This window comes from Paenarthrobacter nitroguajacolicus (assembly GCF_029952445.1).
Classification (GTDB): Bacteria; Actinomycetota; Actinomycetes; order Actinomycetales; family Micrococcaceae; genus Arthrobacter; species Arthrobacter nitroguajacolicus_B.
Genome location: NZ_JAQPPK010000003.1, coordinates 19,539 through 33,894, shown reverse-complemented (window position 1 = coordinate 33,894; position 14,356 = coordinate 19,539). Strand labels below are relative to the sequence as shown.

Below are 14,356 nucleotides of genomic sequence, written 5' to 3'. Positions count from 1 at the left end.
ACTTTGCGGGAGCCTTGGCATGTTTCCCACGACCTCGCGGTTCCATAGCCGGCCCCGAGACTCAACCCATCACCCACGCTGCCCCGAGCAGCAGCGGCACTGCCAGAATGGACGTTGTCACGGCGGTGGACTGGGCGATCTTCTGTCCCACTCCGTATCTGATGGCGTAGAGCACCACGTTCTGCCCGGTCGGCAGGATCGCGCACGCCGTGACCACGAACGTGCTGAAGGAGTCGAGCCGAAAAACCAGGACCGCCAATAACCAGGCCAGCAAGGGTTGGACTGCGGATTTCAGGATGACCGCGAGAGTAGTTGGCGCACGATCTCCGATCCCCTGCCCCGCCGAAATTCCGTGGAGGGACATGCCGAAGATGATGAGCATGAGCGGAACGGCAAGTTGGGCCACCAGCTTCAGCGGATCGAGCGTCCAGTCGGGCAGCTCAAGGCCAAGCGCGCTCACGATCACGCCCAGGATCGCCGCCACGGTGACCGGGTTCCGAAACGGCGTGGACAGGATCCGCGCGACTGACACTTTGCTGGCCGTGGGGTTGGTCAGATCCAGGATGGTCAGGGCGATCGGGGTCACCAGTGCCAACTGGAACAACATGATGGGCACCACGTAGGTGGTACTGCCCAGGATGTAGAGGGACAACGGAACGCCCAGATTGGTGGAGTTCACGATCCCCGTTGCCAAAGCACCAATGGTGGTTCGCCGGACACCCCAACGGAAGATTGCGCCCGCCGCTGCGAACACCAACATCACTGCCAAGGCGGTAACCACTGAGATCAGGCCGGTCTGGCTGAGGACGTCGCTGATGTGGCGGGAGGCGATGGTGGAGAACATGAGGCTCGGCAGGCCCACCATGAAGGTCAGGGTAGAGAGGACTTTGCTCCCCTGTGGACCCAAGGCGTTGGTCTTTCCCAGGATGTAGCCAACCAGCAAGACAACGCCCACCACAAAGAAGCCCTTCAGCACTCCGTCCAAGCTTCTTGTCCTTTGATTCGGCAGTTGTGACCCTCAGCGATGGTAACCGTTTTCACGCTTTAGGGGTCCCGAACGTCTGGTACGTCACAGCGCCGGGCAAGGGTCCCGCGCTAAACTGGCAGCACTATGATCCGCACAATGTTCAAGTCCAAGATTCACCGCGCAACGGTGACGCACGCCGATCTTCACTACGTCGGCTCGGTCACTGTCGACCTGGACCTCCTGGACGCGGCCGACATCCTTCCCGGCGAACTCGTCTCCATCGTGGACGTCACCAACGGCGCCCGGCTGGAGACGTACACCATCGCCGGCGAGCGCGGTTCCGGCGTGATCGGGATCAATGGCGCGGCCGCCCACATGGTGCATGTTGGCGATATCGTCATCCTGATCACCTACGCGGAGATGACAACCGAGGAAGCCCGCAGCTACGAGCCCAAAGTGGTCCACGTGGGCGCGGACAACAAGATCCTGCAGCTCGGCAACGACCCCGCCGAGGCCCACACACCCGGGCTCATGCGCCCGCCGCACGCGCTCAGCAACGCAGCGCACCTCAGCTAGGTTTCCACAGCAGCGCCCGACGTCGGCACCCACCCGGGTGCCGACGTCGGGCGCTTTGCTGTCCATATAACGGAACCCTTCCGGGAAAACGCTTACTCACCGCAGGTTTGTGGCTAGGCTGTTCTTTGTGATCCACCGGAACCCCGCCCCGACGCCGTCATGATCGGCGTCCTGTCCGGCTTCTTCGTAGTGTGGGCCATCATCCTGGTAGGCATGTTTGTTGGGCGCCGAAACATCCTTGGGGATAACGCCAGATCCGTCCTGAGCTCGTTGACGTTTTTCGTTGCGAGTCCGGCTCTGCTGTTCGAGACCTTGAGCAAGGCGAAGCTCCACGACGTCTTTGCCGCACCACTGCTGGTCACGGCCGTGGGCGCCGTGACCACGGGCCTGTTGTTCTTCCTGATCGTGAAGTTCTGGCTCCGTAGATCCATGCCCGAGGCCCTCATGTCGTCCATGAGCGCGTCCCTGGCAAACTCCGCGAACCTGGGCATTCCCATCGCCGTGTTCGTCCTGGGTGATGCCAGCTATGTAGCGCCGCTGCTGATCTTTCAGCTCGCGTTCTTCACTCCGATGTACCTCATGGCTCTGGATGCCAGCACCAGCTCGCACCGGACCACTCCCCTGCGCTTCGTGCTGATGATCGTCAAGAACCCCATGATCGTTGGATCGGCCCTCGGTTTGCTCGTGGCAGGAACGGGCTTCCAGGTTCCATCGCTCATCCTTGAGCCCATCCACTTGATCGGCGGGGCCGCAATCCCCGCCATGCTGATGGCGTTCGGCATGAGCCTGAACGGGTCCCGTCCCCTGCAGAAATCATCCGGGCGCCGGCTCGACACCCTGCTGGCCAGCGGATTCAAGCTGGTGGTGCATCCGCTGGTGGCCTACCTTTTTGCGCGCTTTGCCCTAAGCCTGGACGGGCACGCGTTGTTTGCCGTGGTGGTAACAGCGGCGCTGCCCACAGCCCAGAATGTGTTCGTCGCCGCCAACCGCTACCAGGCCGGCATCACCGTAGCCAAGGACACCGTGCTCGTCACCACCATAGTGGCAGTTCCGGCGATGATCGCGGTGGCGTTGCTGTTAACCTAACGCCCCGGTCACCCAAGTAGGTGACAGCAAACGCTCCACTCAGGCTTGGGTGGCGCGTTTACTGTCATCTAGTTGGGTTATTCGACGTCGGCGCTGGCCAGGTAATGATCCAGGAGCTGCGCGCAACGGATGAAGCCCAGATGCGAGTAGGCCTGCGGATGATTACCCAGATGCGTCTCGGTGCCGGGATCGTACTCTTCGGGAAGCAAACCCGTGGGCCCGAACAATGCCACCAGCTGGTTGAACAACTCCAGGGCATCGTCCAATCGACCCACGGCCAGGTAGGCCTCTATCAGCCAGGTTGTGCAGATGTGGAAGCCGCCCTCCAAACCCGGCAGGCCGTCGTCGTACCTGTATCTGAAAACCGTTGGCCCCACGCGCAACTCCCGCTCCACGGCGGTGACCGTATCCAGGAACCGCTGATCCTGCACGTCCAAAAGTCCGGAGAGGCCGATGTGCAGGACCGCGGCGTCCAGGTCCGGGCTGTCGTAGGCCACGGTGTAGGACCGCGCGGAGTCATCCCATCCCTCGCGGAGGACTTCGGCCCGAATGGTGGCCGCTTCCGGCGCCCAATCAGCGTGCGGGACACGGCCGTGCTTGGCTGCCGTTTTCAGGGCCCGGTCCAATGTCACCCAACACATCGTCTTGGTGTAGACGTGGTGGCGGGGCGCGCGGCGGGCTTCCCAGATGCCATGATCCGGTTCGTGCCAGCGCGCCATGACGGCGTGCGCCATCTGCTCCATGAGGAACCAGTGCTCGTCCGGGAGGAAGTCCTGCCGCTCGGCGAGGTCACTGATCAGCTCGGCGATTGGCCCGAACACGTCCAGCTGAACCTGATGGTCGGCGGCGTTTCCGATCCTCACCGGCCGGGAGCCGGCATAACCGGGCAGGCTCTCCACGATCGCCTCCGTGGACAGCGGCGCGCCGGTCACCGAATACAAAGGGTGCAACCATTCGGGTCCGGGTGCGTTCTCCAGGATCCGGCCCAGCCAGTCCAGGAAACCGTGTGCCTCCTTGGTGGACCCCAAAGACACCAGCGCGTTGACCGTCATGGACCCATCACGCAGCCAGCAATAACGGTAGTCCCAATTGCGCGTCCCACCGATCCCCTCAGGCAAGGAGGTAGTGGGGGCGGCCAGGACAGCGCCCGTCGGCTCGTGGACCAGCGATTTCAGCACCAGGGCCGACCGTCGCACCAGCGACGGTTTCATGGTGGGCAGCTGCAGGGCCTTGACCCACTCCCGCATCACAAGCCCGACGGCGGCACGCCGGTGGGGTTCTCCGGCCGGGTCCGCGGGTGGCGGCTCGGTATCCCCGCAACGCATGTTCAGAACCACGGGCCCCTCGCTCAGGCGGACCTCAGCGGTGGCGGTGGCGTACCGGCCATCGCTGGAGATTGTGAAGTCGATCCCGGGTGCGGACAGGATGATCGGATCTGAGGTGCCGAGAATATGCACCTCGTCACCCCGGACTTCCATGCTGAACGGCGCGTTGGCGTAGTCCGGCCGAGGAGCGAAAACCACGCGCGCTGATCCGGTTCCGGACAGCACGCGGACCAGGCTGGTGATCCCCTCGGGTGCGGGCTCCAGGTAGTCCGTCACTGTAACGTCGGCCCACCGCGTCTCCACGATCATGGTGTTGTCCACGTAGCGCTGAGCCAACACCTGCGAAGGCTTCACCGGTTCGATGCTGAAGTGCCCTGCAGGATCCCCACCCAGGATGTGGGCAAACAACGACCCGGAATCCGGCAAGGGATGGCTCATCCAACACACCTTCGCATCCGGTGTGAGCAAGGCCGTGGAAGATCCATTGCCGATCATGGAATGCCGCTCCAAGCCCACGGCGTCTTCGCCGAACAGCCACGCCCGGCGTAGTTCAAACAACAAAGCCAGCACGTGCGCAAAGGCTTCCGGGTCCGCAATGGTGTGGGCCGCCGTCGTACTTCCCGGGCCGACGTGCAATCCAAGGTCAGGGCCGCGCAATGTTGCGATTGCTTTCTCGTCGCTTTCGGCATCGCCCGCGTACAGTGCGGCGCTGACGCCAAGCCGTGCGCGCAACTGCTCCAGCGCCAGGCCTTTGGCCGGTTCCTCCACCGTGAGATCCAGGACGGATCCATCCACAATGAAATACAGCCCGAACTCGATGGCGATCTTCTGCGCCGCGAACGTTGCTCTTTCCACGACTTCCGGCGTCGCGGGACGCGTGTGCACACCCACCCCTACCGGTTTCCGGACAACGCTGATGCCTTTCTCGAAACCCACGGCTTCGGTAAGGGCAGTAGTCACCTGCTGGAGCAGCTGTTCCGTCGCGAGGGAGAGCGTATAGGCGTAGCCCATGTCGAACTCGACACCATGTGAGCCCACCAAATGAACCTCGGCTGGCAGACGGGATACCGCCGCCAAGTCGCGCAAGGACCTGCCGGAAATGATGGCGGCGTGCGTGTTGGGGAGGGCCGCAAGTGCACGGAGGGCAACGGCCGCACTGTCCAAGGGCAAGGTTTCGGTGGAGACGCCTTCGGCCGAGCAGAGCGTTCCGCCGTAATTGCAGGCGACCAGAAGGCCGGGGACCCGCGAAAGGATCCGGAGCTCCGCGAACAACTCCGGCGTGATCCCATTCTCCGCGTCGGACTGAAGAACCGTTCTCAGCAGGCCGAGAGGGAGTGACTTCATCAGCAGTGCTGAATCGGCGACTGTCTGGTTTAAAGGCGCAGGCATGGCGAATCCTTCCGAAGCGGATAGCTAAAGTTTCCGCCCGATGGGTTTCGCTTGCCTACCTCGTTTATTGCAAACGAGTAAAGTCTTTCCTTGGATTTATCCGGGCTTATGCCGGCACGAGTCCGGCGACGTCTGCCAGCAGCTCAACGGACCGCAACCGCTCCTCCGTGCCGACGCTCTGGTGTGCCACGATCAATTCGTCAGCGTCGGAGAACGCGGCGAATTCATCAAGGTAGTCACGGACCACGTCCTTGGTGCCTACCGCGGAGAACTTCATCATCTGGGCGATGTGCTGGCCCTGCGGGGAATCGAGCACCATGTCTGCTTCGTCGTCCGTGAACTCGCGGCCTCCGCCGAAGAACAGCGAGACGCGTGCACGCTTCACCGCCAGGTGGATGGCCTGGGCCTCGGCATTGCTGTCTGCCGCCGTCACGTTGACCCCCGCGATCACATGCGGCTCAGCCAGTTGCTCCGAGGGCTTGAACTCACGGCGGTAAATGGCCACGGCGTCCTGAAGGGCGGCCGGGGCGAAGTGTGAAGCAAAGGCATACGGGAGCCCCAGCTGGGCAGCCAGCTGCGCACCGAACAACGAGGACCCAAGGATGTAGAGCGGCACGTTGGTGCCCTTGCCCGGCGTCGCTTCAACGCCCAGGATGCGGGTAGGACCCGTGAGGTAACCCTGCAGTTCCAGGACATCCTGCGGGAACCTGTCCGAGGACGTGTGGTCCCGCCGCAGCGCGCGCATGGTGTTCTGGTCGCTGCCGGGGGCGCGGCCCAAACCGAGGTCGATGCGGCCCGGGTGGAGTGTCTCCAAGGTACCGAATTGCTCTGCGATGGTCAGCGGCGAGTGGTTGGGCAGCATGACGCCGCCGGCGCCCAGGCGGATGGTGTTGGTGTGCGCGGCGACGTGGGCGATCAGAACGCTCGTTGCCGACGACGCGATGGCAGACATGTTGTGGTGCTCGGCGTACCAGACCCGGCGGTAGCCCAGTTCTTCGGCCTTCTGCGCCATGGCTACACTGCCCGCGAGGCTCTCCGCCACCGTCTGGCCCTTCCCGATGGTTGCCAGGTCGAGGATGGAAAGAGGAACAGTCACGGTGAAGCCTTTCGGTACGTTTCGCGGCGCCCGCTTCTGCTTTCCGGGCACTCTAGCGACAACGACGGCGGCACCCGGCTTATTTCTGTGAGTTGCGTCGCGTGCTGCCTCGGTCCCGGTTTTGTGACCCTGTTCGACGCCCCGTTAAGTGCCGTGAACCCTTGTATCCCAGCGTTTCAGGCTGCTTTGACCGCCCTCCGGGGCCTACCGGATAGTTGCAGCCAAGACCTCGCATCAGAGCCCTTCAAAGGAGAACCCATGGCACGAATTACAGCCGCTTCCGGCATCACCGCGGCGTTGGCTGCCGCCGCCCTGCTGGGGCTGGCGGCATGCTCGGATCCGGGCGCAACGGCAGCCGCGTCCGCCCCGGCGTCGAACGCTTCATCCAGCGCAACCAAGCAGTTCAACCTGACCCCGCAGCAGGACCGCATCAAAGTGGAGGTGGATCCTGCCGCGGCCGCCCTGGTGCCCGCCGCCATCAAAGCCGACGGCAAGCTGACCGTGGTGACCACCGGCGGAACCCCTCCGCTGAGCACGTTCGCAACAGACAACAAGACCCTGATCGGCAGCGAAGTGGACATTGCCTACGCCGTGGGTGAGAGCCTGGGATTGCAGGTTGAGGTACTCCCGGTCGCATGGGCCGACTGGCCGCTGGGTGTTGAGTCCGGCAAGTACGAGGCCGTACTGTCCAACGTCACCGTCACCGAGGCCCGCAAGGAGAAGTTCGACTTCGCTACCTACCGCAACGACCTCCTGGGCTTCTACGCCAAGGCGGACTCTGACATCTCCACAGTGAAGGAGCCCAAGGACGTGGCCGGCAAGCGCATCATCGTCGGCTCGGGCACCAACCAGGAGGCCATCCTGGTGCGCTGGGACGAGGAGAACAAGAAGAACGGCCTGAAGCCGGTTGAGTTCCAGTATTACGACGACGACTCCGCCTCCCAGCTTGCCCTCCAGTCCGGCCGTGCGGACCTGACGTTCGGGCCCAACGCCTCCGCCGCGTACAAAGCAGCCAAGGACGGCAAGACCAAGGAAGTGGGCACGCTCGAGGGAGGTTGGCCGCTGAAGGCCGAAATCGCCTTCACCACCCAGAAGGGCAACGGCTTGGCTGTTGCTGCGCAGGCCGCCCTCAACACCCTCATCAAGGACGGCAACTACGGCAAGATCCTGGATCGTTGGGGGCTGTCCTCCGAAGCCATCCCGGCCTCCGAACTGAACCCTGCAGGCCTGCCCAAGACGTAGCCGTTCACTCAACTGGGTCGCATTTGTGCGCGTTTTGAGCGTACAAATGCGACCCAAGACTCACAGTTGGGTTCGTTAGAAGTGGGCCGGGTCCGTGTTCGCGCCACAAAGCACGACGGCGACCGTCTCACCATCGCGCGGGGCGTAAGCACCCGAGAGCAGCGCCGCATACGCAGCCGCCGCGCCGTGTTCCACCACGATCCTGTGCTTCTCCCACAGCGCGCGCCGGGCTTCGACGATGTCCTCGTCGGTGACCAGCACGCTTTCAACACCTGTCCGTTGGGCCACCTCGAAGCCAATTCCGCCGATCCGCCGGGCTCCAAGCGAATCAGCAGCAATGCCGGAGACCGCCACATCCACCGGTTCGCCCTGCGCCAACGCCGTGTGCAAAGTGGGAACCGTCTCAGGTTCAACGCCCACCACGTGGGCCCTGCCTTCGGCGGCCGCTGCAATGCCTCCCATCAACCCGCCGCCGCCAACAGCCACCAGGATGGTGTCGACGTCGGGCAGTTCATCCAGCAGCTCAAGCCCAACGCCACCGGCGCCCGCCACGATCTCAGGCTGGTCGTAGGCGTGGCAATAGACCGCGCCTTTCTCCTCGGCGAAGTTGACGGCGGCAGCGTAGGCCTCGGCGTACTCGGCACCACCTTGGACCACAGTGGCCCCAATGGCGTAGAGCTTGTGGACCTTGTTCGCCGGAGCGGACTCGGGAACGAACACCGTGGCTGGGACACCCAACTTTGCCGCGGCATACGCGTTGGCCAGGCCCGCGTTGCCCCCGGAAGCCACCACAATCCCGACCTCAGGATCCAGCTGGCCGTTCTCCTTGGCCGTAAGGAGCCGGTTGAAGGCACCCCGGGCTTTGAAGGATCCGGTGTGCTGCATGTATTCGCATTTGAACCAGAGGTGGTACGGCTCCTGGTCGCCGCTCTCGGCGAGGGGCGTATGCCGGACCCAGCCCGATGTCCGGGCGTAGGCGGCTTCTATTTCTTCGCGTGTGACCATCAAAGCGGCACCTTTCGTCCGTTTCATCCTACGGTCGGTTGGCTTCGCCGGCCTCTACGTCCACTGACAGAATGACCTCCGCCTGCGCAGGTCTTTGATTTGCAGAACATTTCCGAGTGGCCCGACGCGATCAGCAGGAGCCCTGTGGCCGGGTGTGAAGACCCTGACGAAGCCCTCGCCCGTGGCAAAGCCTGGCCCGGTGTCCAGCCGAAGGGGAACGTGAAGAACGGGGACTGGTTCAACTCCCAGACCCGCCGGACGCGGGTCCACAGGTGGTCCATGATGATGTGCCTGCCGTGCGGTTTGCAGGCGTAGCCTTCATGGTCGCTGCCCTCGGTGAGCCAGCCTGTAGTGCTTCCCTTCAACGGCGCTGTTGGGACTGTCATCAGCATGCCGGAGCGCAACTATGGTTCACAAGAGCCGATGGCTAGTCGACTTCCAGTTTACTTATGGGTGCTTATCGGCGTGCGACGACTCGACCCGGCTACCGTCAATGTTTCGCGTAGACCACCCGCGCGGCTGGTTGTCACGGTAGTTCGCCACTGGGCCCTCCCCCGCCGAGTGCTCGTCGTTCTGTCCGCACTCCGGAGGTGGAGTAATCAGGCTTCGACTGCGTCGGCGGGGTCGTGTTCGAGAGCGGCGGTGATTGCGGCTGGGGAAGGTAGGGTTTCCTTTTCGTCGGCCGGCAGGGCTTCGTAGGTGTATGACGTGACCGTGAGCGGCTGGGCGGATCCGTCGAGTGCGTATCGGACGGTTCGCTCGTTCCGGGACCCGCAGACAAGGATGCCAACGGTGGGCGCCTGCCGTGGCAGGCGCAGCATGTCGTTGACCGCTGCGACGTAGAAGTTTAGCTGCCCCAGGTGCTCAGGCTTGAACTTCCCTGCTTTGAGTTCGACCACAACGTAACGGTCTGACGGCACGTGATACAGCAAAAGATCGATGAAGAAGTCATCTCCATCAACGTCGAGTGGATACTGCCGGCCGACGAAAGCGAAGCCGGGGCCAAACTCGGCCAAGGTTTGAGCCATCCGCAGGGTCATGGCCTCTTCGATGGCGTGTTCTTGGGCTTCTTCGGTAAGGCCCAGAAAATCCAGCACGAGAGGGTCCTTGGCCACAGCCTGCGCCAGATCGGTTCCTTCGCCCGGGAGGCGCGCTTCCAAGTTATTCGGTGCTGCGCCGGTTCGGGTGTGAAGGCCTGTGAGGATCTGGTGTTCAAGAGCGGCTACCGACCAGCCGTGCTGGGCCGCTCTGGCGGCGTACCAGCGGCGCAGTTCGTGGTCGTTGAGTTTGTTCAGGAGCGCTACGTTATGGCTCCAGCTCAATTGTCCAGACGGTGTCTGGACAATTGGTTCCGGCGCGTTCCACGCGGCCGCGAATGCGCGCATGTTGTAGACGTTCGTTCGGGAAAATCCCCTCATATGCGGAAACTCCGCCCTCAAGTCACGTGCAAGCCTGTCCAGGACCTTACTGCCCCAGGGCTCTTTCGCTTGCCGTTCCAGGATCGTTTGTCCGATGTTCCAGTACAGCTCGATCATCGCGCTGTTGACCACTCGTTGTGCCCTGAGTTGCGCCTCCCGCACCAGACCTTTGAGGGTCGTGAGTGCGGCTGCATAATTTTCGGGTAGGTCCGGCTCAATCTGGGTCATGGAGCCACCCTAATGGGCACCACTGACGCTCAAGATTTCAATTGTCCAGACAGTGTCTGGACAATTTGCTTTCCAGCCGCGTTGCTTTCCAGCCGCGCGAAGGGTGCGACTCGCAGAGACTCTCTTGCGGGTGATCGGCATTACGACTCCCTTGGAAATCCGCAGCGTGGTCGGACATGCCACCTGCAGGGCCGATCAGGTCAGCCTACAGGCGCGCACCGCGGGGTCCTTGTTCGGGCCCGGTGTCTGGACCTGGCCGGTTCAAATACCCGCGTTGCGCGTCCTCACGTCCCTGCATAAGGCCCGTTATAAACACCAGCCCCACCAATCCAGCCGACGCGCCTTAACGCCACCGACTAATTCAGCAGCCTCCTAGGCTTCGGGGATCACCATGGCGAACCGCTCCGGGCGGGCCACGTCCGGGTCTGGACCGTTCCGCACTCCACGGTCCAAAGCGTCGATGGCGTCCAGTTCGCTGCCGCTGAGTTCGAAATCGAAGACGTCGAAGTTCTCTGCAATACGTGCGGGGTTGGTGGACTTGGGTATGGCCGAGCGGCCCTGCTGGAGGTGCCAGCGGATCATGACCTGTGCCGGTGTCTTCCCGTGGGCCTGCGCGATGGCAGCGATGGCCGGATCTTCCATCACGTTCTGCCGCGCCTCGCCCCAGCCCGGGTAGAAGGTGATCCCGCCGATCGGCGACCACGCCTGGGTGAGGATTCCGTTGTCGGCGTCGGCGGCCTGGACCTCTGGCTGCGTGAAGTAGGGGTGAAGTTCAATCTGGTTCACCGCGGGTATGACGTCGGTGGAAGCGAGCAATTCCTTGAGGTGGTGCGGCATGAAGTTGCTGACCCCGATCGCCCGGACGCGGCCGTCGGACAGCAGCTTTTCCAAAGCTTTGTAAGCCGCGACCGTCTGGTCAAAGCGGTCCGGGGCCGGTTGATGCAGGATGAACAGATCCAGATAGTCCACCCCGAGCTTGCCCACCGCCTTGTCCCAGGCATGCAGCGTTTGGTCGTAGCCGTAGTCGCTCACCCAGACTTTCGTCTCGATGAACACCTCGGAGCGGTCCAGGCCTGATGCACGGATACCGGCACCGACCTCTCGTTCATTCCCGTAGGCCGCCGCAGTGTCGATATGCCGGTAACCGGCCGCAAGAGCGGCCTGAACTGCCGCCGTCGTTTCTTCCGGGGCGCTCTGGAAGACGCCCAAGCCGAGCGCCGGCATGGTGATCCCGTTGTTGAGGGTTAGTTGGTTGCTCATGCCCTCCACGCTATTGACCGCGATCGGCGCGTGGGAGTGCACGTCAGTACCCCCTTGGCACCGCCCGCTGGCAGGTACTGGCAGTTCCTCCCTCCCCAAACCGGAGCAGCGTAGCGTTGCAGTCATGACCCACAGTGACGACGTGCGAAAGTTCCTGACCTCGCGTCGGGCGCGGATCAAGCCCGAGGACGCCGGCCTGCCTGCCTATGGCGGGAATCGCCGCGTTGCCGGGCTCCGCCGCGAAGAAGTGGCGATGCTTGCCGGGATGAGCATCGATTACTACATCAGGCTGGAGCGGGGGAATCTCTCCGGCGCATCGGATAGCGTCCTGGAGGCGCTCGGGCGCGCTTTGCAGCTTGACGACGCCGAGACGGCCCACCTTTTCGACCTGGCACGCGCGGCCGGCGCCGTTCCTCGGGTGCGTCGCAAGCGAAGCCCGCGCACGGTCCGGCCAAGCGTCCAGCGCGTCGTTGATGCCATTACGACGGCGCCGGCCTGGGTCCGCAATGACCGCGGCGATGTCCTTGCCTCCAATGAACTCGGGGCTGCGCTGTACATGGACCTGATGGCGGAAGAGACCAGGCCGCCGAACAGCGCCCGCTTCACCTTCCTGAATCCAAAGGCCCGGCAGTTCTTCGCTGATTGGGAGCGCAGCGCGGATGACATCGTTGCCGTGTTGCGCTCGACCGCCGGGAAGAACCCCTATGACCGGGACCTGACGGACCTCATTGGCGAGCTCTCCACGCGCAGCGAGGAATTCCGCACCAGGTGGGCCCGTCACGATGTGAAGTACCACCGGACCGGCCGGAAGCGCCTGTACCATCCGGTGGTCGGAGATTTGGACCTGAGCTTCGAAGCGCTGGAGCTGGCAGCAGACCCTGGCCTGCGGATCAACGTGTACACAGCAGATCCCGGAACGCCTTCCGAGGACGCGCTCAAGGTGCTCGCCAGTTGGGTGGCCACGCAACGGGAGGCGGCGCAGGCTCCTGCCAGGGAGAAGGGCTGAACCGGGTTCCCGTAGCGCCTAGGCTTGTTCCATGCCTGACTTCGTCCTTCGCCCCTGCGCTGAGTCTGACGCCGCCTGGATCGCCGAACTCCGTGCAGTGGTGATGCGGCCCGATCTGGAGCGCCTTGAACGCTTCGATCCCGTCCGCGTCCGCGAGCGCTTCCTGAACGCCTTCCAGCCCGAGCACACGTATGTCATCCATTCCGACGGCGTGGACGCCGGGGTGATCGCGATCAGGCCCGAAGCGGACGCCCGATGGATTGAACATTTCTTCATTGCCCCTTCGCATCAGGGCAAAGGTCTTGGCAGCGCAGTGCTGCGGCATGTCATGGCGGCATCAGTGGACGAACGGCCCTTCCGGTTGGACGTTCTCCAGGGCAGCGCTGCACGGCGGCTTTATGAGCGGCATGGCTTCGTGCTGGAATCCGAGGACCCGATCGATGTTTTCATGGTGGCCCCGGGCAACAGCTGACCACCTATCCCCCGGAATGCGGTAATCTCAGCACACACCACGCGGCCACGACGCGATACTTTCCGGGGGGAAAAATGGGGATCATTCGAGCGCGCTCTTTCAGGCACGTAACCACTATTGCAATGGCAACGGGACTTTTGGCGTCCGGCCTCCTGGCTGCTGGGCCAGCCTCTGCCGCGTCCCAGCCCACTCCGTACATCGACGGAGTGCCGTACGTCGGCTCCGAGATGCGCCGCCAGTACAACTACGACTACTCCGGTTGCAGGAATCCCGATGGCTCCGGCGAGGGCATCTCCTTGGAATGGCTGCGCGACGGCGAAACACTTCCCCAGGAGCGGCAGGGTGAAACGCTGCGGATCCTGCCCGAGGACCAGGGCAGCCGAATCTCCGTGCGGGTCCATCCCCTCACTCCGGGCGAGTCAGGCTGCCCCACCGGAACGCAGTTGAGCCCCGAGACCGCCCCCATCAAGGCCTCCAGCAGGGCCATGGGCTGGACCGGCCGGGGCAACTTCGAACCGCTCGCCCGGACCACCGATGGCAGGCTGATCCTGTACCCGCGCACTTATACGTATTACAAGGGCGCCTGCGAGGGTGCCTGCCCGGCGTACTGGGGAACCTGGGATGAACCCCGGCAAGTAGGGGAAGGCTGGAACATTTTCGACATTGTCTTCTCGCCCGGCGACTTCGACGGCGACGGCTTCAATGACCTCCTGGCCAGGAACTCCGCAGGACAACTTTTCCTCTATCCCGGTGACGGTGACGGCGGCTGGCTCCCCGCCCGCCAAGTTGGCTCGGGATGGAACATCTTCGACTCGATCGTAGGACCCGGGGACTTCAACGGCGATGGCACCAACGACGTCCTGGCCAGGGATGCCGCGGGTGATCTGTTTCTCTACCCGGGCGACGGCGAGGGCGGCTGGCTCGCGCCGTCCACGGTGGGCTGGGGTTGGCAGGTCATGGACAAGATCATCACGGGCGGCGACATGAACGGCGACGGGGCAGTGGAAGTCTTCGCGCGGAACAGCGAAGGTTCGCTCTCCATATACCGGGCTGACGGCGAGGGTGGCTGGGATTCCTCTGCGGTGATCAGCGGCGGCTGGGACACGTTCACGGACATCGCCGGCCTGGGCAGTTTCGGGCACCAGAAGTACAACAACTTGTTCGCCGTCAATGGCAACGGAGACCTGGTGACGTATTCCACGGGCGCGTCCACAGAAGTCCTTTGGGGCCCTTACGGCCCTGTAGGCAGGGGTTGGAACGTGTTCCGCGAGCTGCTCTAGCCCGGA

At 63.4% G+C, this 14,356-nt stretch carries 12 protein-coding genes; 6 read left to right on the top strand and 6 right to left on the bottom strand.

All coding sequences use genetic code 11. The features are described from left to right. Positions 1–61: 61 nt before the first annotated feature. Positions 62–976, bottom strand: a complete 915-nt coding sequence (locus PJL15_RS02650) for an AEC family transporter (RefSeq protein ID WP_281449842.1) — start codon at positions 974–976, stop codon at positions 62–64. 135 nt (positions 977–1,111) lie between these two features. On the opposite strand from PJL15_RS02650, the gene panD reads away from it, so the two are divergent. Continuing rightward, on the top strand, positions 1,112–1,543 hold the full coding sequence (gene panD / locus PJL15_RS02645; RefSeq protein ID WP_281449660.1) for an aspartate 1-decarboxylase: 432 nt from the start codon (positions 1,112–1,114) through the stop codon (positions 1,541–1,543). A 159-nt stretch (positions 1,544–1,702) separates the two neighbouring features. Next, on the top strand, positions 1,703–2,629 hold the full coding sequence (locus tag PJL15_RS02640) for an AEC family transporter (protein ID WP_281449659.1): 927 nt from the start codon (positions 1,703–1,705) through the stop codon (positions 2,627–2,629). A 77-nt stretch (positions 2,630–2,706) separates the two neighbouring features. Here PJL15_RS02640 and PJL15_RS02635 read toward each other — a convergent pair whose 3' ends face one another. Both PJL15_RS02635 and PJL15_RS02630 read right to left on the bottom strand, forming a co-directional pair. Next, positions 2,707–5,343 carry a trehalase-like domain-containing protein gene (locus tag PJL15_RS02635; RefSeq protein WP_281449658.1) on the bottom strand — a complete coding sequence of 879 codons (2,637 nt, stop codon included), beginning with the start codon at positions 5,341–5,343 and terminating at the stop codon, positions 2,707–2,709. A 106-nt stretch (positions 5,344–5,449) separates the two neighbouring features. Continuing rightward, positions 5,450–6,439 carry an LLM class flavin-dependent oxidoreductase gene (locus PJL15_RS02630; RefSeq protein WP_281449657.1) on the bottom strand — a complete coding sequence of 330 codons (990 nt, stop codon included), beginning with the start codon at positions 6,437–6,439 and terminating at the stop codon, positions 5,450–5,452. Positions 6,440–6,697: 258 nt separating this feature from the next. Here PJL15_RS02630 and PJL15_RS02625 point away from each other — a divergent pair, with 258 nt between their 5' ends. Continuing rightward, on the top strand, positions 6,698–7,681 hold the full coding sequence (locus tag PJL15_RS02625; RefSeq protein WP_281449656.1) for an ABC transporter substrate-binding protein: 984 nt from the start codon (positions 6,698–6,700) through the stop codon (positions 7,679–7,681). 75 nt (positions 7,682–7,756) lie between these two features. Here the strand turns inward: PJL15_RS02625 and PJL15_RS02620 are convergent, their stop codons facing one another. From PJL15_RS02620 to PJL15_RS02610, 3 genes are all read right to left on the bottom strand, one after another. Further along, a complete protein-coding gene (locus PJL15_RS02620; protein ID WP_281449655.1) occupies positions 7,757–8,686 on the bottom strand; it encodes a threonine/serine dehydratase in 930 nt (309 codons plus the stop codon). A 599-nt stretch (positions 8,687–9,285) separates the two neighbouring features. Continuing rightward, on the bottom strand, positions 9,286–10,332 hold the full coding sequence (locus PJL15_RS02615) for a PDDEXK nuclease domain-containing protein (protein WP_281449654.1): 1,047 nt from the start codon (positions 10,330–10,332) through the stop codon (positions 9,286–9,288). A 372-nt stretch (positions 10,333–10,704) separates the two neighbouring features. Next, a complete protein-coding gene (locus PJL15_RS02610; RefSeq protein WP_281449653.1) occupies positions 10,705–11,592 on the bottom strand; it encodes an aldo/keto reductase in 888 nt (295 codons plus the stop codon). Between the two features lie 124 nt (positions 11,593–11,716). On the opposite strand from PJL15_RS02610, the gene PJL15_RS02605 reads away from it, so the two are divergent. From PJL15_RS02605 to PJL15_RS02595, 3 genes are all read left to right on the top strand, one after another. After that, positions 11,717–12,598 carry a helix-turn-helix transcriptional regulator gene (locus PJL15_RS02605; protein ID WP_281449652.1) on the top strand — a complete coding sequence of 294 codons (882 nt, stop codon included), beginning with the start codon at positions 11,717–11,719 and terminating at the stop codon, positions 12,596–12,598. A 31-nt stretch (positions 12,599–12,629) separates the two neighbouring features. Next, the gene (locus PJL15_RS02600; protein ID WP_281449651.1) at positions 12,630–13,070 is read left to right on the top strand and encodes a GNAT family N-acetyltransferase; all 441 of its coding nucleotides are present in this window, start codon (positions 12,630–12,632) and stop codon (positions 13,068–13,070) included. A 74-nt stretch (positions 13,071–13,144) separates the two neighbouring features. Continuing rightward, a complete protein-coding gene (locus PJL15_RS02595; protein ID WP_432443787.1) occupies positions 13,145–14,350 on the top strand; it encodes an FG-GAP repeat domain-containing protein in 1,206 nt (401 codons plus the stop codon). Positions 14,351–14,356 lie beyond the last annotated feature (6 nt).

What these genes read in the sequence shown, in the direction of transcription:
- PJL15_RS02595 (WP_432443787.1), top strand. Translation starts at nt 13,145, where the DNA reads ATGGGGATCATTCGAGCGCGCTCTTTCAGGCACGTAACCACTATTGCA.
- PJL15_RS02610 (WP_281449653.1), bottom strand. Translation starts at nt 11,592, where the DNA reads ATGAGCAACCAACTAACCCTCAACAACGGGATCACCATGCCGGCGCTC.
- PJL15_RS02600 (WP_281449651.1), top strand. Translation starts at nt 12,630, where the DNA reads ATGCCTGACTTCGTCCTTCGCCCCTGCGCTGAGTCTGACGCCGCCTGG.
- PJL15_RS02625 (WP_281449656.1), top strand. Translation starts at nt 6,698, where the DNA reads ATGGCACGAATTACAGCCGCTTCCGGCATCACCGCGGCGTTGGCTGCC.
- PJL15_RS02635 (WP_281449658.1), bottom strand. Translation starts at nt 5,343, where the DNA reads ATGCCTGCGCCTTTAAACCAGACAGTCGCCGATTCAGCACTGCTGATG.
- PJL15_RS02615 (WP_281449654.1), bottom strand. Translation starts at nt 10,332, where the DNA reads ATGACCCAGATTGAGCCGGACCTACCCGAAAATTATGCAGCCGCACTC.
- panD (WP_281449660.1), top strand. Translation starts at nt 1,112, where the DNA reads ATGATCCGCACAATGTTCAAGTCCAAGATTCACCGCGCAACGGTGACG.
- PJL15_RS02605 (WP_281449652.1), top strand. Translation starts at nt 11,717, where the DNA reads ATGACCCACAGTGACGACGTGCGAAAGTTCCTGACCTCGCGTCGGGCG.
- PJL15_RS02640 (WP_281449659.1), top strand. Translation starts at nt 1,703, where the DNA reads ATGATCGGCGTCCTGTCCGGCTTCTTCGTAGTGTGGGCCATCATCCTG.
- PJL15_RS02620 (WP_281449655.1), bottom strand. Translation starts at nt 8,686, where the DNA reads ATGGTCACACGCGAAGAAATAGAAGCCGCCTACGCCCGGACATCGGGC.